General features: G+C 65.4%; 15 protein-coding genes. 10 read left to right on the top strand and 5 right to left on the bottom strand.

The genetic code is table 11. From position 1 onward, the window contains the following. Window positions 1-24 precede the first annotated feature (24 nt). Window positions 25-1,515, top strand: a complete 1,491-nt coding sequence (gene gatB, locus DFR67_RS18165) for an Asp-tRNA(Asn)/Glu-tRNA(Gln) amidotransferase subunit GatB (protein ID WP_110470880.1) — start codon at window positions 25-27, stop codon at window positions 1,513-1,515. A 1-nt stretch (window position 1,516) separates the two neighbouring features. Here gatB and DFR67_RS18160 read toward each other — a convergent pair whose 3' ends face one another. Then, window positions 1,517-2,659: a PQQ-dependent sugar dehydrogenase gene (locus DFR67_RS18160; protein WP_110470954.1), complete on the bottom strand. Its 1,143-nt coding sequence runs from the start codon at window positions 2,657-2,659 to the stop codon at window positions 1,517-1,519. A gap of 100 nt (window positions 2,660-2,759) precedes the next feature. Here DFR67_RS18160 and DFR67_RS18155 point away from each other — a divergent pair, with 100 nt between their 5' ends. Further along, window positions 2,760-3,800, top strand: a complete 1,041-nt coding sequence (locus DFR67_RS18155) for a DoxX family protein (RefSeq protein WP_245938021.1) — start codon at window positions 2,760-2,762, stop codon at window positions 3,798-3,800. 67 nt (window positions 3,801-3,867) lie between these two features. On the opposite strand, the gene ilvD is transcribed toward DFR67_RS18155, so the two are convergent. Both ilvD and DFR67_RS18145 read right to left on the bottom strand, forming a co-directional pair. Continuing rightward, entirely contained in the window at window positions 3,868-5,715 is a 1,848-nt protein-coding gene (gene ilvD / locus DFR67_RS18150; RefSeq protein ID WP_110470879.1) for a dihydroxy-acid dehydratase, read from the bottom strand. 74 nt (window positions 5,716-5,789) lie between these two features. Continuing rightward, the gene (locus DFR67_RS18145; RefSeq protein ID WP_110470878.1) at window positions 5,790-6,338 is read right to left on the bottom strand and encodes a PH domain-containing protein; all 549 of its coding nucleotides are present in this window, start codon (window positions 6,336-6,338) and stop codon (window positions 5,790-5,792) included. A gap of 273 nt (window positions 6,339-6,611) precedes the next feature. On the opposite strand from DFR67_RS18145, the gene DFR67_RS18140 reads away from it, so the two are divergent. The 3 genes from DFR67_RS18140 to ilvC all read left to right on the top strand — a co-directional run bounded on the left by DFR67_RS18140 (window position 6,612) and on the right by ilvC (window position 10,214). After that, entirely contained in the window at window positions 6,612-8,630 is a 2,019-nt protein-coding gene (locus DFR67_RS18140) for an acetolactate synthase large subunit (protein WP_110470877.1), read from the top strand. Further along, entirely contained in the window at window positions 8,627-9,133 is a 507-nt protein-coding gene (gene ilvN, locus DFR67_RS18135) for an acetolactate synthase small subunit (protein ID WP_084894248.1), read from the top strand. Before DFR67_RS18140 ends, ilvN begins: the two co-directional genes overlap by 4 nt. A 79-nt stretch (window positions 9,134-9,212) precedes the next feature. Further along, complete coding sequence (gene ilvC, locus DFR67_RS18130) at window positions 9,213-10,214, top strand: ketol-acid reductoisomerase (RefSeq protein ID WP_030172040.1); 1,002 nt, start codon at window positions 9,213-9,215, stop codon at window positions 10,212-10,214. Between the two features lie 435 nt (window positions 10,215-10,649). On the opposite strand, the gene DFR67_RS18125 is transcribed toward ilvC, so the two are convergent. Further along, the gene (locus DFR67_RS18125) at window positions 10,650-11,312 is read right to left on the bottom strand and encodes a chymotrypsin family serine protease (RefSeq protein WP_110470876.1); all 663 of its coding nucleotides are present in this window, start codon (window positions 11,310-11,312) and stop codon (window positions 10,650-10,652) included. Between the two features lie 295 nt (window positions 11,313-11,607). Here DFR67_RS18125 and serA point away from each other — a divergent pair, with 295 nt between their 5' ends. Together serA and DFR67_RS18115 are read left to right on the top strand one after the other, a co-directional pair. Continuing rightward, a complete protein-coding gene (serA, locus tag DFR67_RS18120; protein ID WP_110470875.1) occupies window positions 11,608-13,203 on the top strand; it encodes a phosphoglycerate dehydrogenase in 1,596 nt (531 codons plus the stop codon). Beyond that, a complete protein-coding gene (locus tag DFR67_RS18115; RefSeq protein WP_110470874.1) occupies window positions 13,200-14,213 on the top strand; it encodes a 3-isopropylmalate dehydrogenase in 1,014 nt (337 codons plus the stop codon). The genes serA and DFR67_RS18115 overlap by 4 nt, the downstream gene beginning before the upstream one ends. A gap of 94 nt (window positions 14,214-14,307) precedes the next feature. On the opposite strand, the gene DFR67_RS18110 is transcribed toward DFR67_RS18115, so the two are convergent. Beyond that, the gene (locus tag DFR67_RS18110) at window positions 14,308-15,510 is read right to left on the bottom strand and encodes an MFS transporter (protein ID WP_110470873.1); all 1,203 of its coding nucleotides are present in this window, start codon (window positions 15,508-15,510) and stop codon (window positions 14,308-14,310) included. Window positions 15,511-15,632: 122 nt separating this feature from the next. Between DFR67_RS18110 and DFR67_RS18105 the strand changes: the two genes are divergently transcribed. From DFR67_RS18105 to gltX, 3 genes are all read left to right on the top strand, one after another. Then, window positions 15,633-16,439: a fumarylacetoacetate hydrolase family protein gene (locus DFR67_RS18105; RefSeq protein WP_110470872.1), complete on the top strand. Its 807-nt coding sequence runs from the start codon at window positions 15,633-15,635 to the stop codon at window positions 16,437-16,439. Window positions 16,440-16,443: 4 nt separating this feature from the next. After that, entirely contained in the window at window positions 16,444-17,271 is an 828-nt protein-coding gene (locus DFR67_RS18100) for an alpha/beta fold hydrolase (RefSeq protein WP_110470871.1), read from the top strand. A gap of 65 nt (window positions 17,272-17,336) precedes the next feature. Then, complete coding sequence (gltX, locus tag DFR67_RS18095) at window positions 17,337-18,809, top strand: glutamate--tRNA ligase (RefSeq protein ID WP_110470870.1); 1,473 nt, start codon at window positions 17,337-17,339, stop codon at window positions 18,807-18,809. Window positions 18,810-18,839: the final 30 nt, after the last annotated feature.

Below are 18,839 nucleotides of genomic sequence, written 5' to 3'. Positions count from 1 at the left end.
GCGGCAGCCGGTTAAACTCGTGGCATGACTGACTTGCTCGACTATGACGATGTGATCGCGGAATTCGACCCGGTGATGGGTATGGAGGTCCACGTCGAGCTGGGGACCAACACCAAGATGTTCTGCGGTTGCCCCACCACGTTCGGCGCCGAGCCGAACACCCAGGTGTGCCCGGTGTGCATCGGTCTGCCGGGATCGCTGCCCGTGGTGAACGAGAAGGCCATCGAGTCGGCCATCCGGATAGGCCTCGCGCTGAACTGTTCCATCCGCCCGTCGAGCACATTCGCGCGGAAGAACTACTTCTACCCGGACCAGCCGAAGAACTATCAGATCTCGCAATACGACGACCCGATCGCTCACGACGGATACCTCGACGTCGCATTGGACGACGGCACCACATGGCGCGTGGACATCGAGCGCGCGCACATGGAAGAAGACACCGGCAAGTCCCTGCACATCGGCACCACCGGCCGGATCTCCGGGGCGAGCCACTCGCTGCTCGATTACAACCGGGCCGGCGTGCCGCTCATCGAGATCGTCTCCAAGCCCATCGAGGGTGCGGGCTCCCGGGCCCCCGAGGTCGCCCGCGCGTACGTCACTGCGCTGCGCGACCTGCTCAAATCACTCGACGTATCGGATGTGCGGATGGATCAGGGTTCGATGCGGTGCGACGCGAACCTGTCGCTGATGCGCAAGGACGCGACCGAGTTCGGCACGCGGACCGAGACGAAGAACGTCAACTCGCTCAAGAGCGTCGAGGTCGCGGTTCGGTACGAGATGCGCCGGCAGGCAGCGCTTCTGCTCGCAGGCACGGCCATCGTTCAGGAGACGCGCCACTTCCAGGAGACCGACGGCTCCACCTCGGCGGGCCGGCGCAAGGAAACCGCCGACGACTACCGGTACTTCCCCGAGCCCGACCTACCGCCGGTGCAGCCCGCCGCGGACTGGATCGAAGAGATCCGTGCGAGCCTGCCCGAGCTGCCGTGGCTGCGCCGGGCCCGCATCCAGCAGGAGTGGGGTGTCTCCGACGAGGTGATGCGCGACCTCGTCAACGTCGGTGCCGTCGACCTGATCATCGCCACCGTCGACGCCGGGGCGCCCGTCGAGGCGGCCCGCGGTTGGTGGGTGTCCTTCCTTGCGCAGCAGGCGAATACCCGCGGCACCGAGCTGGCCGATCTGCCGATCACCCCCGCTCAGGTCGCCAAGGTCGTGGCCTTGGTCGACGAGGGGAAGCTGACCAACAAGCTTGCCCAGCAGGTGGTCACGGCGGTCCTCGACGGCGAGGGCGAACCCGAGCAGATCATCGCCGACAAAGGGCTGGAAGTGGTGCGCGACGATTCGGCCCTGCAGAAGGCCGTCGACGAAGCCCTCGCGAACAACCCCGACATCGCCGAGAAGATCCGCAGCGGCAAGGTCGCCGCAGCCGGGAAAATCGTCGGCGACGTCATGAAGGCCACCCGCGGCCAGGCCGACCCCGGCCGCGTGAAAGAGCTTGTGCTGGCTGCCTGCCAGTAGGTCAGACGTTGGTGTCGGCGGCACCCTGCGGCATCGGGATGATGATGACCCGATCGTCGGTGGGGCCCGCGGTACCGGTCTGCTTGTTGACGGTTCCGACCTGGAAGAGGCCGGCGGGAACGGCGGTCAGGCGACCGAGTGCGCCGTAACGCCGTTCGAGGACGGTGATGGGCTCGGCGGTCGTCGGCTTCTCCTCGGTCGGCGCGGTGATGGCCTGCAGTCGCTGAGTCCTGGTCTGCGACACCATGATCACGCCGTTCACCGCTGCGCATCCTGCGGTTTCCGGCTTGTCCGGCCAGGTCCACAGGGTGCGTCCGACTCCGGTCGGGCTGATCAGCTGCAGGCGGTCCTCCGCTGGAGCCCGGTCACTCAGATAGAGCGCGCCGGTCACCACGTCCGGACACAACGCCGGGTTCTGCCCGAGGCCGCTCGTGAGCACCCGCGGGGGAGTGTTGCCCCCCGACGACAGATCGGTCACCGACAGCAGTTTTCCGGCCAGTGAGCCCGGATCAGCAGCGGCACCGGGGTCGCCGGCGTCTCCGGTGGCCACCAGCAATTCGCCCGGGCTCTTGAAATGAATCGTGCCCATGTTGCCGGTGTCGCCCTTCGGGATCCCGGTGAGGATCGGCTTCGGCACGTCGCCTGGTGCCAGCCGCACCACGCGGTTGTCCGTGGGAGTGGTGATGTAGGCGTACATCAACTGGTCCTGCGCATAGTCGGGGGACGGAGCGAAGTCGAGGAGTCCGCCGTCGCCGGAGGCATCGACCTCGAAAGAAGCGATGTCGACCGTCGGCCCGCCGCGTTTGGTGCGCACGATCTTGCCGCTCGTGCGCTGGGCCACCACGGTCGACGTGGCGTCCGCACTGGCGGCGATCAGACCGCTGGTTGCGTCCAGACAGGTGGCGATCACGGTCGGATCCGGATCGGGACAGGGCCCCGTCGGTGCGCCGGGATCGGTCGGGGGCGCGCTCGGCGGCGGCTGTTCCGGCTGCTGCATCGGCGGATTGACGTTGGTGGAAAAATCGCCGGCCTCCCGGTTACGGTCTTGTTCGGCGAATCCATCCGAACATCCGGTCACCATCACGGCGGCCGCCACCAGCATGATCACGATCCGCGCGATAGCAGACCGGTGGGGCGTTGTCATGGCGTCCACACTACTGATCGGGCGTGGCGAAACTTCCGATCGGGCGCGCCGTGCCCAGGGCAAGGATGCGTTCGACCGACATGCCTCTAAGGTCACTAGGGTGACCGAACGAGATCCCGACGGCCAAGGGTCGAGCCCATACGACGAGCCCACCGAACAGATCGAACTGCCCGTGACACGGGCGAACGAGCCGTACCCGGCCGAAGGTGACACCGGTGCCTACGGGTACGCCCCGTACCGCTCGGACAAGGCAGGCCAGGATGAAGCGGCTCGGTTCGACGAGGACCTCGAGGAGACCGAGCAGATCCCCACGCTGCGTAAGCGGCCGGTGACCGGTTCTGCCGGAACGGGGCAGGTCGTCCGCGATGACGTCGCCGATCAGGACACGGATGTCGTGGGTGCGCCGTCGGCACACACCACCCGGATCCCGGCGGGCGTCGTGGACCGTGACGACTTCCACCGCGAGTACGGACCGCCGCCCCGCTACGACGATGACGACGATTTCGCGCTGCGTGGGCCTGCTGAACCCGAACCCATCGAGCCGCTCGTCACAGAGGTCCCCGCCCGCCGCGGCACCCTCGATCTCGGGTTGCTGCTACTTCGCGTCGGCGTCGGACTGATCGCGATGGCGCACGGCAGTCAGAAGCTGTTCGGCTGGTGGAATGGTCCGCGTCTCAGCGGGTTCGAGGACTACCTCTTGAACGCCGCGAACACCAACATCGGGTTCAGCTCCGACGCCGCGAAGCCGTTGGCGATCCTGGGCGCTCTGTCGGAGACCATCGGCGGACTCATGCTGGTGCTCGGCCTGCTGACCCCGATCGCAGGCTCGGCGGTGCTGGGCGTGATGACCGTCGCCGCGGCCTACAAGGCGACTCTCGCCGGCGGTGTCTGGTTCTTCGCCGCCGACCCCGACTTCACCGGCGGCGGTATCGAGTACGAACTGTTCCTCGGTCTCGCTGCCGCGGTGATCATCCTGACCGGGCCGGGCCGCATCTCGCTCGACTTCGGACGCGGCTGGGCGACCAGACCGTTCATCGGTTCGGTCGCATGGCTGATTGTCGGTATCGCGGCACCGGTCGCCATCTGGTTCCTCTTCAACGGCACCAACCCGTTCGAATCGCCGGGTAACCCCACCCAGTAGCCCGATGATGGTGGGTTCTGGCGACCGCGACCTGCGGAAACAGTCGCCAGAACCCACCGCAATCGGGTCAGTCGACCTGGCGAACTGCGCCCTTGTCCGCTGAGGTGGCCAGCTTGGCGTAGGCGCGCAACGCGGTGGTGACCTTACGTTCGCGGTGCTCCCTGGGCTGCCACGGTCGTTCGGCGGCGTCCATTTTTGCCCGGCGATCGGCGAGGACCTCATCGTCGACGAGGACTTCGAGCTTGCGAGTCTTGACGTCGATCAGGATCTGGTCGCCGTCTTCGATCAGTCCGATGACCCCACCTGCAGCGGCTTCGGGGGAGATGTGTCCGACCGAGAGTCCCGATGAGCCACCGGAGAACCGGCCGTCGGTGATGAGCGCACACTTCTTGCCCATACCGGTGCCCTTCATGAACGCGGTCGGATGCAGCATCTCCTGCATCCCGGGACCGCCGGCCGGTCCCTCGTAGCGGACGACCAGGACCTCGCCCGCCTTGATGGTCTTGCTCAGGATCACCTGCACCGCCTCGTCCTGTGATTCCACGACGCGGGCGGGGCCTTGGAAGTGCCAGAGGTCCTCGTCGATACCGGCGGTCTTCAGCACTGCCCCGTCGACGGCAAGGTTGCCCTTGAGAACGCAGAGGCCACCTTCGACGGTGTACGCGTGTTCGAGATCGCGGATGCACCCACCGGCGGCGTCGGTGTCGAGGGATTCCCAGCGGTTCTCGGTCGAGAACGGCGTCGTGGTGCGCACCCCTCCCGGAGCGGCGTGGAACAGCTCCAGCGCCTCGTCGGTGGCGGTGCCACTGCGGATGTCCCAGTCATCGAGAAACGACGCGAGGGTCGGAGAGTGGACGGTGCTGGTGGTGTCGTCGATGAGTCCGGCGCGACGCAGTTCGCCGAGGATGGCGGCGATTCCGCCGGCCCGGTGGACGTCCTCCATGTGGTAATCGGAGTTGGGGGAGACCTTCGACAGGCAGGGCACCTTGCGACTGATGTCGTCGATGACCCCGAGGTCGAAGCCCTCGACTTCGCCCTCCTGTGCGGCGGCGAGCACGTGCAACACAGTGTTGGTGGATCCGCCCATCGCGACGTCGAGCGCCATGGCGTTCCGGAAAGCGGTGGGAGTTGCGATGTTCCGGGGAAGCACGGACTCGTCGTCGTCGCGGTAGTAGCGCAGGGCCGCATCGACGATCACCTGTCCTGCCTTGGTGAACAGTCCGCGTCGCGCTTCATGTGTGGCCAGTGTGGACCCGTTGCCCGGCAACGCCAGACCGAGCGCTTCGGTCAGGCAGTTCATCGAGTTGGCGGTGAACATGCCCGAGCATGATCCGCAGGTGGGGCACGCCGCGAGTTCGACCTCTCGGAGTGCCGCCTCGTCGACGGCGTCGTTGGCCGAGGCGGAGATCGAGGTGATCAGATCCGACGACGGATGCACGGTGCCGTCGACGACCACGGCCTTGCCTGCCTCCATGGGTCCGCCGGAGACGAACACGGTGGGGACGTTGAGTCGCATCGCGGCGTTGAGCATGCCGGGGGTGATCTTGTCGCAGTTCGAGATACAGACCAGGGCGTCCGCGGTGTGCGCATTCACCATGTACTCGACGGAATCGGCGATGATCTCGCGGCTCGGCAGCGAGTAGAGCATCCCGTCGTGGCCCATCGCTATTCCGTCATCGACGGCGATGGTGTGGAACTCGCGGGGCACACCACCGGCAGCACGGACCGCGTCGGCGACGATCTCCCCGACGTCCTTGAGGTGGACGTGTCCGGGAACGAACTGGGTGTACGAGTTCGCTATCGCCACAATCGGTTTGCCGAAGTCGTCGTCGGTCATGCCGGTGGCGCGCCAGAGCGAACGCGCTCCGGCTGCGTTACGACCGACGGTGGTTGTGCGTGACCTCAACTGCGGCATGGCTGTTCGTTCCTCGACTGGCTCGGGTCGACTCCGCCTCAGGGCTGGGAGGGGGAGAACTTGCGCAAGTCAGGCTACTCCGAGGTCTTGCTGTCGCCCTTGTCGGCCGGATCAGAGGCGTCCGCTGCGGACTCGGTGGTTGCCGTCGCCCCGGTTTCTTCGGCCGCCTTCTTCGGCGCCGCCGCTGAGCCGGTGCTGTCGACGTCGATGCGCTCGGCGTCCGGACTGTCGATGGCGTACGGGTCGGGAATGCGTCCCCGGCTCGCGGCCGACAGACGCGGTAGGTCGCGGAAGCTGATGGCGGGCAGGATGAGATGTGATTTGTCGTCGAGCACAGCACGGACCGCACCCCACCGTGGGAACTGCAATCCGGAGATCTGCTCCCACGTCGCCGACCTGCGCCCACGCAGGGTCACCGACGTCACGCCGTCCTCGGTCACGATGGTCCGCAGTCGCCGCACCCAGACGGCCACCACGATCGGTAGAGCCAGCGTCCACCCGAGGTAGGGCAGCGACACACCGGCCAGGACAAGCGCGGAAACACCCATCATGAAGACGGCGAAGTACGCGATCGGGTGAATGCGGAACTCCGCGGGCAACTCGATGACTTGGGGCTCAGACACGGCCCCATTGTTTCATCCCGCGCGGTGTGTCCCATCATGTGGGATGCGAGGTGGTCAAGTTTGACTCATCGCAGCACACAGCCCTAGCCTGGCTCATTGTGATGCAAAAACAGATTCTCGTACTCGGCCGGCGCGTCAACGCCTGACCGAGTACAACGAGTACTCACAAAGCATCGACGCGCCACCCTCGCACAGCACCTGCTGTCGGGGGTTTTTTGTTGTCCACCGACGTACTCGGCCCCGCGCCGCGTCGTCAGAGCAGAGGGAAGTGCAGTGAGCGCACCAGCAGCACGCACCCAGCCGGGGTCGCACCCAGGCGGTCCGGGATCGCAGCAGGCCAAAGGGCCCGCAGCACCGCGGCGCCAGTCGGGGAACGGCTCGCCAGTAACGGCGGCCGCGGCCGCAAACCGTCGCACCGTAGCGCCGGAACGTGTCAGCGGCGCGAAGGCGGTAGTGCGCGCCCTCGAAGAGCTCGGCGTCACCTCTGTATTCGGCATTCCCGGCGGCGCTGTGCTCCCGGTCTACGATCCACTCCTCGACTCCGAGCAGGTCCGCCACATCCTCGTCCGCCACGAGCAGGGCGCGGGTCACGCGGCCACCGGCTACGCGCAGGCAACCGGTCGCGTCGGAGTGTGCATCGCCACCTCGGGTCCCGGTGCCACCAACCTCGTGACCCCGCTCGCGGATGCCCAGATGGATTCGGTGCCCATTGTCGCGATCACCGGTCAGGTGGGTCGTTCGCTCATCGGGACCGATGCCTTCCAGGAGGCCGACATCTCCGGCATCACCATGCCGGTGACCAAACACAACTTCCTCGTCAACAACGGTGCCGAGATCGCCAAGGTGATGGCCGAGGCGTTCTACATCGCCGAAAGCGGGCGTCCCGGCGCGGTTTTGGTGGACATCCCCAAGGACGTGCTGCAGGCGCAGACCACGTTCTCGTGGCCACCGCAACTCGACCTGCCCGGCTACCGGCCGGTCACCAAGCCGCATGGCAAGCAGGTGCGTGAGGCGGCGCGGCTGATCGCGGCAGCCACCTCACCCGTGCTGTACGTGGGCGGCGGCGTCATCAAGGCCAATGCCTCCGCGCAGCTGCTCGAACTCGCAGAACTGACAGGCGTCCCCGTGGTCACCACCCTCATGGCCCGCGGCGCTTTCCCGGACAGCCACAAGCAACATCTGGGAATGCCAGGAATGCACGGCACCGTCGCCGCGGTGGCCGCACTGCAACGTAGCGATCTGCTGATCACCCTCGGCGCCCGCTTCGATGACCGCGTCACCGGCATGCTCGACTCGTTCGCACCGGACGCCAAGGTGATCCACGCGGACATCGATCCCGCCGAGATCGGTAAGAACCGCCACGCCGACGTCCCCATCGTGGGTGATTGCGGTGCGGTGATCTCCGAACTGGTCGAGGCGGTGCGCGACGAGCGCGCCACCACGACCGCCGCGCCCGACCTGAGTACCTGGTGGTCGTACCTCGATGGGATCCGGCGCACATACCCGCTGAGCTACGACCGTCCGGCCGACGGTTCGATGTCGCCGGAGTTCGTCATCTCGGCGATCGGCAAGGCTGCCGGACCCGACGCGATCTACTGTTCCGGTGTCGGACAGCACCAGATGTGGGCGGCGCAGTTCATCTCCTACGAGAAGCCACGAACCTGGCTCAACTCGGGTGGACTGGGCACCATGGGTTACGCGGTGCCCGCCGCCATGGGCGCCAAGCAGGGCATGCCCGACACCGAGGTGTGGGCCATCGATGGCGACGGCTGCTTCCAGATGACCAATCAGGAACTGGCCACCTGCGCCATCGAAGGCATCCCCATCAAGGTCGCTGTCATCAACAACGGCAACCTGGGCATGGTCCGGCAGTGGCAGACACTCTTCTACGAAGAGCGGTACTCCAACACGAATCTGTCGACCCACAACACCGAGACGTCGGTGCGCATCCCGGATTTCCTGAAGCTGGCCGAAGCGCTCGGATGTGTCGGATTGCGTTGTGAGCGCGAAGAAGACGTCGATGCCGTGCTCGCCGAGGCGCGTGCCATCAACGACCGCCCGGTCGTGATCGACTTCGTCGTCGGTGCCGACGCACAGGTGTGGCCGATGGTCGCTGCCGGCACCGGCAACGACGAGATCATGGCTGCCCGTGGCATTCGGCCGTTGTTCGACGACGATGCCGAAGCGTCCACCGAGTCCGGTGAGGATCCCCAGGCCACCGCGGGCAATGTCCGCGGGGTCGAAGCGGTCGGTTCGCAGCGCGAGTCCGACGAGAAAGGCGAGCAGCAGTGACCACCACCCATCACACCCTGAGCGTGCTCGTAGAAGACCGACCGGGTGTACTCGCCCGCGTGTCTTCGCTGTTCTCCCGGCGCGGCTTCAACATCGAGTCACTCGCCGTCGGCGCCACCGAACTCAAAGGTGTCTCGCGGATGACCATCATGGTCTCGGTCGAGGACTTTCCACTGGAGCAGGTCACCAAGCAGCTCAACAAGCTGATCAACGTGATCAAGATCGTCGAGCAAGATCCGGAGACCTCGGTCGCTCGCGAACTGATGATGATCAAGGTGCGCTCGGACGCATCGGCGCGCGGAGAGGTGATCGAGGTCGTGAACCTGTTCCGTGCGAAAGTTATCGACGTGTCGCCCGAATCGATCACCGTCGAGGCGACCGGCACCCCGGACAAGCTCGAGGCGCTGCTGAAGATGCTCGATCCGTACGGCATCCGGGAGATCGCCCAATCGGGCATCGTCGCCCTGGGCCGCGGACCGAAGAGCATGTCGGCAACTCGCTAGATATCGAAACCAAGTACTGATCCCTGGCCAAAGAGGGCCGGGAGATTCACCGAAGAAGGGAAGTCAAGTGGCAGTCGAGATGTTCTACGACGACGATGCCGACCTGTCGATCATCCAGGGCCGCAAGGTTGCGGTCATCGGATACGGCAGTCAGGGACACGCACACTCACTGAGCCTGCGTGATTCGGGTGTCGAGGTCGTGATCGGCCTGCGCGAGGGCAGCGCTTCGCGCGCCAAGGCCGAGGAGCAGGGCCTCAAGGTCCTGACCGCGTCCGAGGCCGCCGCCTGGGCCGACGTCATCATGGTGCTCGCCCCGGACACCTCGCAGGCGAAGATCTTCAAGGATGAGATCGAGCCCAACCTGAACGACGGCGACGCGCTGTTCTTCGGCCACGGCCTCAACATCCACTTCGACCTGATCGAGCCGGCCGACAACATCACCGTCGGCATGGTCGCCCCCAAGGGACCCGGCCACCTGGTGCGTCGTCAGTACGTCGACGGCAAGGGTGTGCCGTGCCTCATCGCGGTCGATCAGGATCCCAAAGGCAACGGCGAGGCCCTGGCCCTGAGCTACGCCGCGGCGATCGGTGGAGCCCGCGCGGGCGTCATCAAGACCACGTTCAAAGAAGAGACCGAAACCGACCTCTTCGGTGAGCAGGCCGTGCTCTGCGGTGGCACCGAGGAACTGGTCAAGATCGGTTTCGAGGTCATGGTCGAAGCCGGCTACGCGCCCGAGATGGCTTACTTCGAGGTGCTGCACGAGCTCAAGCTCATCGTCGACCTCATGTACGAAGGCGGCATCGCCCGCATGAACTACTCGGTCTCCGACACCGCTGAGTTCGGTGGCTACGTCTCCGGTCCCCGCGTCATCGACTCGGGCACCAAAGAGCGTATGCAGGGCATCCTCAAGGACATCCAGGACGGCACCTTCGTCAAGCGTCTGGTCGCCAACGTCGAAGGCGGCAACAAAGAGCTCGAAGGTCTGCGCAAGCAGAACGCCGAGCACCCCATCGAGGTCACCGGTCAGAAGCTGCGCGACCTGATGAGCTGGGTCGATCGGCCCATCACCGAAACTGCCTGATAAGCAACAGGACTGAGTTCGACCACTCAAACCCCGGACCATGAGGTCCGGGGTTTGTTTGTCTGGAACTGACACCGCCCGTGTGCGGCCCCGCGTGCTCTGGACGGAGGAGCGAGGGAGCGCAGCGACTGAGTCGACGGAGGAAGAGCACGCGAGAAAGGGCCGCACACCCCGCGTAGCGAAGCGGAGCGAGAAAACACAGCTGGTGAGACGAAAGACAAAGCCGCAGACCACGCGAGAAAGGGCCGCACACCCCGCCCAGCGAAGCGGAGCGAAAAAACACAGCTGGTGAGACGAGGAACAAAGCCGCAGACCACGCGGGCCGCCCGCGGGCGGTGCCAGTTTCACGCCACTTGAGTTTGAGCCGACGTGAAACCCAGTGACCCCTCGTGTTCTGAAGTCTCACGATCGGGCCGGGACGAGCGGCAAGTCCAATCAGTAGACGCGAAAGCCTTCGACGCCACGTCTGGGCAGGTCCGCCAGGATCGGTTTGATGTTGGTGCCGGTCTCAGGACCGATGCATCCGACGAAGTAGTAGGCATTGACCATGCCGATCAACCTGTCGCCGACGACGACCGGACTTCCGGAGTCACCTTCGGTGACGCAGATCTGACTGATGTGCTCGACGCCGTTGGAGAACCAGGTGACCCCGCAGGTACCGCCGGTGGTCCGGCCTTCCTTGCAGGCGATGGTTCCGAAGTTCGGGGGAGTGGTCTGTACGCCGCGGATGGTCACACTCCCGACCGTGCGGGTGGGCGCGACCTTGTCCTGATCGAACGCGATAATCGCGTAGTCGAGTTTGTGGTTGGAGAAGGTGATGCGTCCGATGACGCCGCGGTTCTGTTGCTGTTCGGCGACCACGCGCTGTCCGCCTTCTCCGCAATGCGCTGCGGTCAAGCCGTACAGCCCGCCCCTGTTGTCGTAACCGATGGTCGTCAGCGTGCACGCCGACGCGCTGTTTCCACCTTTGAGGACGAGGATCCCCGAGCCTCCGCCCAGCGCCACCTTCGACGGAGCCGCGGTCGCGGTGCCCGCCCCGCTCAACAGCAGCGCGGCAGTCACAAGTGCCGCGCACAGAGCGAGCAGTTTTCTGAGCATTGGGTCCCCAATCGTGGTGTACGGGCTCCTCGCGATAGGCAGCGACCTCGACCGCGCGCCGCTGCGTATCTTCTCCCCGGCCCGGATGCAATATAACCGTAACGCAAGTCACAGGCAGCATATTGATCGTCGGAAGGATGAGCGATGCTTATTCGCGCAGGTCCGCCCGCATGGGTGGCGAATAGACCCGGGGCAACGGCGCTGGGCGCGACCTCTAAGCTGATCGCTGGAGTTGCCACTGTTCTGCGACCGGCGTACAGCGTCGTTCGTTGCCCGAACCCCAGGAGAAATCACCGTGAGCCCCACCGGCCGCCCAATCGTCTTGATCGCCGACAAACTGGCACAGTCCACCGTTGCCGCCCTCGGTGAGGATGTCGAGGTGCGTTGGGTCGACGGGCCTGATCGTCCGAAATTGCTCGAGGCAGTGAAGGACGCCGACGCCATCCTGGTGCGCTCGGCAACGCAGGTCGACGAGGAAGTCCTCGCCGCCGGCCCGAACCTCAAGATCGTCGCCCGAGCGGGTGTCGGTCTCGACAACGTCGATGTGCCGGCCGCGACCGAGCGCGGCGTCATGGTGGTCAACGCCCCGACGTCCAACATCCACACCGCCGCCGAGCACGCGGTGAGTCTGCTGCTGTCCGCGGCGCGTCAGATTCCTGCCGCCGACGCCACCTTGCGCGAGCACACCTGGAAGCGTTCGAAGTTCAACGGTGTGGAGATCTTCGGCAAGACCGTCGGCGTCGTCGGCCTCGGACGTATCGGCCAGCTGTTCGCGCAGCGTCTGGCCGCCTTCGAGACCAACATCATCGCCTACGACCCCTACGTGTCCCCGGCGCGCGCGGCGCAGCTCGGCATCGAGCTGGTCACCCTCGACGAACTCCTCGAGCGCGCCGACATGTTCTCGGTGCACCTGCCCAAGACCCCTGAGACGCTCGGGCTGATCGGCGCCGACGAACTGGCTCGCACCAAGAAGGGCGTCATCGTCGTCAACGCTGCGCGCGGCGGGCTGATCGACGAGCAGGCCCTCGCCGACGCAATCAACTCCGGACACGTATTCGGCGCAGGCCTCGACGTCTACGCGACCGAGCCGTGCACCGATTCGCCGTTGTTCGAGCTCCCGCAGGTCGTGGTGACCCCGCACCTGGGTGCATCCACTTCCGAGGCGCAGGACCGCGCCGGCACCGACGTCGCCAAGAGTGTGCGGCTGGCGCTGGCGGGGCATTTCGTCCCCGACGCTGTGAACATCACCGGCGGCACCGTGGACGACGAGGTCGCGCCGTGGCTCGAACTCGTCCGCAAACTCGGTGTCCTCGTGGGTGCGCTGTCCGGTCAGGTGCCTGCCAACATCACCGTCGACGTCCGCGGTGAGATCGCCGTCAAGAGTGTCGACGTCCTGGGTCTGTCTGCGCTGCGAGGTCTGTTCTCAGCGGTCATCGAAGAGCCGGTCACGTTCGTCAACGCGCCGGCACTGGCTGCCGAGCGTGGTGTCACCTCAGAGGTGACCACCGCGTCCGAGAGCCCGAACCATCGCAACCTCGTCGATCTGCGAGCCGTATTCGGCGACGGCACAGTCCTCAACGTGGCAGGCACCCTCTCCGGACCGGCCGAGGTCCAGAAGATCGTGAACATCAACAGCCGCAACTTCGATCTGCGTGCCGAAGGTCTCAACCTGGTGGTCTCGTACGGCGATCAGCCGGGCTCGCTCGGCAAGATCGGCACCCTGCTCGGCAACGCGGGTATCGACATCCAGGCGGCGGGATTGTCGCAGGACGCCGAGGGCGAAGGCGCCACGATCTTGCTGCGCGTGAGCCAGCAGATCCCGGACGCGGTGGTCACGGCCATCGGTGAAGCTGTCGAGGCCACCCTGATCGAACAGGTCGACCTGTCATGAAGCTCGCGGTCATCAAGGGCGATGGCATCGGTCCCGAGGTCATCGACGTGGCATTGTCGGTGCTGAATCAGGTGCTGCCCGGCGTGGAGACCACCGAGTTCGATCTGGGCGCGCAGCGTTACCACCGCACTGGCGACCTCCTGACCGACGAGGACCTGGACGCGATCCGCAGACATGACGCAATCCTCTTGGGCGCCATCGGCGATCCGTCGGTGACGCCGGGCATCCTCGAGCGCGGGTTGCTGCTGAAGATGCGGTTCGCCCTCGATCACCATGTGAACCTGCGTCCGAGCAAGCTCTTCCCCGGTGTGACATCACCACTTGCGGGCAACCCGGACATCGACTTCGTGGTCGTCAGGGAAGGCACCGAAGGTCCGTACACCGGCAACGGTGGTGCCATACGCGTCGGAACTCCACACGAGATCGCCACCGAGGTCAGCGTCAACACCCGGTTCGGTGTCGAACGTGTTGTCCGTGACGCTTTTGCGCGTGCGCAGAGTCGCCGGAAGCATCTGACCCTGATCCACAAGACCAACGTGCTCACGTTCGCCGGGTCGATGTGGAAGCGCGCAGTCGATGACGTCGCGGTCGAGTTCCCGGATGTCACCGTGGCGTACAACCACATCGACGCGGCGACGATCTACATGGTCACCGATCCGGGCCGCTACGACGTGATCGTCACCGACAACCTGTTCGGCGACATCATCACCGACATCGCAGGTGCGGTCAGCGGCGGCATCGGCCTCGCGGCGTCGGGCAACATCGACGCCACCGGAACCAATCCGTCGATGTTCGAGCCGGTCCACGGCAGCGCGCCGGATATCGCCGGGCAGGGCAAAGCGGACCCGACCGCAGCGATCCTGTCGGTCGTATTGCTCCTTCGTCATCTCGGGCACGATGCCGAGGCAGACCGGATCGATCAAGCGGTGTCCGCCGATCTGGCGAGCCGCGGTGACACCCCGGTGACCACGGCCGAGATCGGCACGAGGATCCGAGTCGCACTCGGCTGAGATCGCGCACTGTTGATTCGCGCCACCTGCGTACGTTCGCGCCAGTTATACCTGACGCGTTCGCACGCAGGTGGCGCGAATTCCGAGAGATGAGTCAGGACGCCGTGACTGCGGCCTTGCGCTCCTCGTCCGCCGGCACCAGGCCGATCGCGACCGCAGGCGCGGCTGCCGAGAGCAAGAACGCCGCCGGGTAACCGAATGCGCCGATCGCCATACCGAACACCGGGGTCGACGCGGCCATCCAGAGGTACTGCCCGGTGTTCTGGATCGCCAGGCCCCGGCCGCTCCATTGAGGGCCTGCGAACTCGGCGATGGCGGTGAACGCCAACCCGTTGTCTGCCACCGTGATCACACTCGCGACGACCATGACGAGGGCAGCGGTGGGGCTGTCGAGCCAATCGGTGAATGCCAACAGACCCACCGATGCCGTTGCGCCGATGGCGATCAGCCGGATGGGTTTGGTACGGGAGCCCCACGAATCCGACCAGCGACCTGCCGCGATCCGACCGAACGCGCCCAGCACCTGGCTGATCGTCACCAGGACACCCGCGGTCAGCGCCGACCACTCGTGCTGCACGATCAGCCATGCCGGCACGAAGGTCCAGAGCATCGATTGCGGTATCGACAGCAGGATGCTCACCCCGTGTACTCGCGGCAGGAAGGTGCTTCCGCGGTACGGGTTCGGTGAGGTGATGGCCGACCCGTCCGCCATCGTCTCCCGTGGCGGGTCCATGATCACTGCTGCGACGAGGATCGTGGCGAATATCGTGACGACGAAGGGCACAGCCAAACCGGCTGTGACACCTAGGTTCTCGGCCAGCACGGGCATGGTCAGCGCGCACACGCCGATGCCCAGGGGCTGCGCCATCTGCCGGACGCCCATCGCTGTTCCGCGACGTTCGGGCGGGAACCAGCCGACGACGATCCGGCCTCCGGCTCCGTTGGTGGCGGCGGAGGTGATGCCCGCGACCAGCAGGATTGCGCCGAGGACCACTTTCGACGCGTCGAGTGCGTCTGCCAGGCAGGCCGATCCGGTTGCGGCAACCGTCAGTGTCAGCGAGAGCAACAGTATTCGGCGTTCCCCGAACCGGTCCAGGGCCATGCCCCAACCGATGGTCGCCAGCAGTAGCCCGACCATCGGTACCGCCGCCAGCGTCGAGGCTTCCGTGAGTGAGAGTCCTTCGGAGCGATGGAGCTCGGGGATGAGGAACGCGACTCCGCTGACGACGCAGGTGGTCGCCATCGCGCCACACAAGGAGGCTGCGAGCATGGCCCAGCGTCGGGTGTCGGTGGGCATGATGCGAACCTCCTCTGTCTCACAATATGGAACTGTGTGCCCACATGTTAGAACACGGAACAGGCCCGTTCCAAGCGGACTCCCGCCGGTTGGGATACCGCTGGTGCGATAGTGTTGCCACCATGCGTCTAGGTCGAATTGCCAGCCCCGACGGGGTCGCCTTTGTCAGTATCGAAGGTGAGGACGGTGCCGAGACGGCACGTGAAATCGCCGAACACCCTTTCGGAACCCCGACGTTCACGGGCCGGAGTTGGCCACTCGCCGACACCCGGTTGCTGGCCCCGATTCTCGCCAGCAAGGTGATCTGCATCGGTAAGAACTACGCGGCTCACGTCGCCGAGATGGGCGGAGACGAAGCGCACCGGAGCTCGACTGGATCGGGCGAGGCGCCGGAGAACCCGGTGATTTTCATCAAGCCGAACACGTCGATCATCGGACCCCAGGTTCCCATTCTGCGCCCGAAGTCTTCCGATCGCGTCGACTATGAAGGCGAATTGGCGATCGTGATCGGCAGGCCGTGCCGCGACGTGAAGGCCTCGGCAGCCAAGGACGTCATCCTCGGATACACCGTCGGTAACGACGTCACCGCGCGCGATCAGCAAAAAGCCGACGGACAGTGGACGCGCGGCAAGGGGCACGACACCTTTTGTCCGTTGGGACCATGGATCGAAACAGAGCTCGATCCCAGCGATCTGGAGATCCGCACCGAGCTGGATGGTGAGGTGAAGCAGCGAAGCCGTACGAGCATGTTGCTGCACGACGTCGGTGAGATCGTGGAGTGGATCAGTGCTGTCATGACGCTCTTGCCCGGCGATGTGATCCTCACGGGAACCCCGGAAGGCATCGGGCCGATGAACGCCGGTCAGAAGGTCAGCGTGACGATCGAAGGAATCGGCACGCTCACCAACCCGGTTGCCGACAGGGGGTAGGGGAGTGCGTCCGCAACCGAAAACTGCTCAGGTCAACGGTATATCGATCAGCTACGAGGATTCGGGCGAGGGACCGTTGGTGGTCATGGTCATGGGCACCGGCAGCCCTGGTCGCGTCTGGAAGGCCAATCAGCAACCGGCTCTGGTCAAGGCCGGCTACCGCGTCGTCACCTTCGACAACCGCGGGATCGCGCCGTCGAGTGAGTGCCCCGGTGGATTCACCATCGCCGACATGGTGGCCGACACCGCCGCCCTCATCGAGTATCTCGGGGCAGGGCCTGCGGCCGTGATCGGAACCTCCTTGGGCGCCAAGATCACCCAGGAGCTCGCCCTCGCACGGCCGGATGTCGTGAACTGTGTTGCGATGATCGCGACGTACGCACGAAGTGGTCCGCTGCAGGAGTCGATCTCTGTGGGTGAGCGGGAGCTGTACGACCAGAAGATCACGTTGCCGCCGCGCTACCACGCCGCGATCACGGCCCATCTCAACCTGTCCCGGCACACACTCGATGACGACACGAAGGTGCGCGACTGGCTCGACGTCATCGAGTTCTCGGGCCAGGAGGTCACGGCGGGCGTGCGGGCGCAACTGCAGTTGCACGAGGGCGAAAAGAACCGGACCGCCGCGTACGCCGGGATCACCCGACCGGCCCTGGTGATCGGTTTCGCCGATGACCGGACCTTGCCGCCTCATCTCGCGAAGGAAGTCGCGGACGCGATTCCCGGTGCGACATACCGAGAAGTCGCCGCCGCCGGGCACTACGGCTATTTGGAACAGCCGGACGAGGTCAACGCGCTGCTCATCGACTTCCTTCGAGCCAACGTCGGCTGATCGGCCCGTCGCCGGCGAGCGCCCGGTCGGTGAGGCGATGATCCGCGAGCGATAGCCTGGACCTCATGAGTGATTCGCAGGTCCGCGTTCGTTTTTGTCCATCTCCGACCGGCACGCCCCATGTCGGGTTGGTGCGTACTGCGCTGTTCAACTTCGCGCACGCCCGACACACCGGCGGCACGTTCGTCTTCCGGATCGAGGACACCGACGCCGCTCGCGACACCGAGGAGTCGTACCAGGCAATTCTCGATGCCTTGCGCTGGCTCGGTCTCGATTGGGACGAAGGCCCCGAGGTGGGCGGACCTTATGAGCCATACCGTCAGTCCCTGCGCAAGCCGCAGCACCTGGAGGTCGTTGCCAAGCTTCTCGATGCGGGGGAGGCGTACGAGGCGTTCTCGACCGCGGAGGAGGTCGAGGCCCGTCATCTCGCCGCAGGCCGCAATCCGAAGCTGGGCTACGATAACTTCGATCGGGACCTGACCCCCGAGCAGAAGCAGGCGTATCGCGACGAGGGCCGACCTGCGGTGGTCCGGCTGCGGATGCCCGACCACGACATCGAATGGGACGATCTCGTCCGCGGAACCACCACGATCAAGGCGGGCACGGTTCCCGACTTCGCGCTGACGCGCGGCAACGGTGATCCGTTGTACACGTTGGTCAACCCCGTCGACGACGCCCTGATGGACATCACCCATGTGCTGCGCGGTGAAGACCTGCTCTCCTCAACCCCCCGCCAGATCGCACTCTACGAAGCCCTCACCCGCATCGGGATCGCCAAAGCAATACCGCAATTCGGCCATCTCCCCTTCGTGATGGGGGAGGGCAACAAGAAGTTGTCGAAGCGGGATCCGGAGTCGAATCTGTTCCATCACCGGGACCGCGGGTTCATCCCCGAGGGACTGTTGAACTATCTCGCGCTCCTGGGCTGGGGTATCGCCGACGACCACGACATTTTCGGTCTCGACGAGATGATCGCTGCCTTCGACGTTCGTCAGGTCAACTCCAACCCGGCCCGCTTCGATCAGAAGAAGGCCGATGCGATCAACGCGGAACATCTGCGCAGGCTCACGCCGGAGGATTTCGCGGGCCGCCTGCGAGCGTTCTTGGTCAATGCAGGCCAACTGAGCGAGCCCATCGACGCCACACAGTTCGCTGTGGTCGCCGATCTCGTGCAGACACGGATTCAGGTGCTGGGCGACGCCTGGGGGCTGATCGCGTTCCTCTACATCGACGACGCCGATTTCTCCATCGACGAGGCCGCCGCCCGTAAGAACCTCGGAGCGGATGCGGGGCCGGTACTGGACGCGACCATCGATGCGCTGTCAGCAGTCGATCAGTGGGCGACTGAGGGCATCGAGAGCGCCCTCAAGGAGGCGCTGGTGGAGAAGCTCGAACTCAAGCCGAGGAAGGCCTTCGGCCCCGTGCGTGTCGCGGTGACGGGATCACACATCAGCCCACCGCTATTCGAATCCCTGGAGTTGCTCGGGCGCGACCGGACCCTCGCCAGGCTTCGGGCCGCACGCGCGGACATCGCCTGAAAAAGGGCCTCTGAACTGGCGATTGTGGGT

Source organism: Williamsia limnetica (assembly GCF_003217475.1).
Lineage (GTDB): Bacteria > Actinomycetota > Actinomycetes > Mycobacteriales > Mycobacteriaceae > Williamsia > Williamsia limnetica.
The sequence above is the reverse complement of the archived record's forward strand: the minus strand, read 5'-3'. Positions and strand labels throughout refer to the sequence as shown.

What these genes read in the sequence shown, in the direction of transcription:
- DFR67_RS18125 (WP_110470876.1), bottom strand. Translation starts at nt 11,312, where the DNA reads ATGCTCAGAAAACTGCTCGCTCTGTGCGCGGCACTTGTGACTGCCGCG.
- ilvD (WP_110470879.1), bottom strand. Translation starts at nt 5,715, where the DNA reads ATGCCGCAGTTGAGGTCACGCACAACCACCGTCGGTCGTAACGCAGCC.
- DFR67_RS18110 (WP_110470873.1), bottom strand. Translation starts at nt 15,510, where the DNA reads ATGCCCACCGACACCCGACGCTGGGCCATGCTCGCAGCCTCCTTGTGT.
- DFR67_RS18160 (WP_110470954.1), bottom strand. Translation starts at nt 2,659, where the DNA reads ATGACAACGCCCCACCGGTCTGCTATCGCGCGGATCGTGATCATGCTG.
- DFR67_RS18105 (WP_110470872.1), top strand. Translation starts at nt 15,633, where the DNA reads ATGCGTCTAGGTCGAATTGCCAGCCCCGACGGGGTCGCCTTTGTCAGT.
- ilvC (WP_030172040.1), top strand. Translation starts at nt 9,213, where the DNA reads ATGTTCTACGACGACGATGCCGACCTGTCGATCATCCAGGGCCGCAAG.
- gltX (WP_110470870.1), top strand. Translation starts at nt 17,337, where the DNA reads ATGAGTGATTCGCAGGTCCGCGTTCGTTTTTGTCCATCTCCGACCGGC.
- gatB (WP_110470880.1), top strand. Translation starts at nt 25, where the DNA reads ATGACTGACTTGCTCGACTATGACGATGTGATCGCGGAATTCGACCCG.
- DFR67_RS18115 (WP_110470874.1), top strand. Translation starts at nt 13,200, where the DNA reads ATGAAGCTCGCGGTCATCAAGGGCGATGGCATCGGTCCCGAGGTCATC.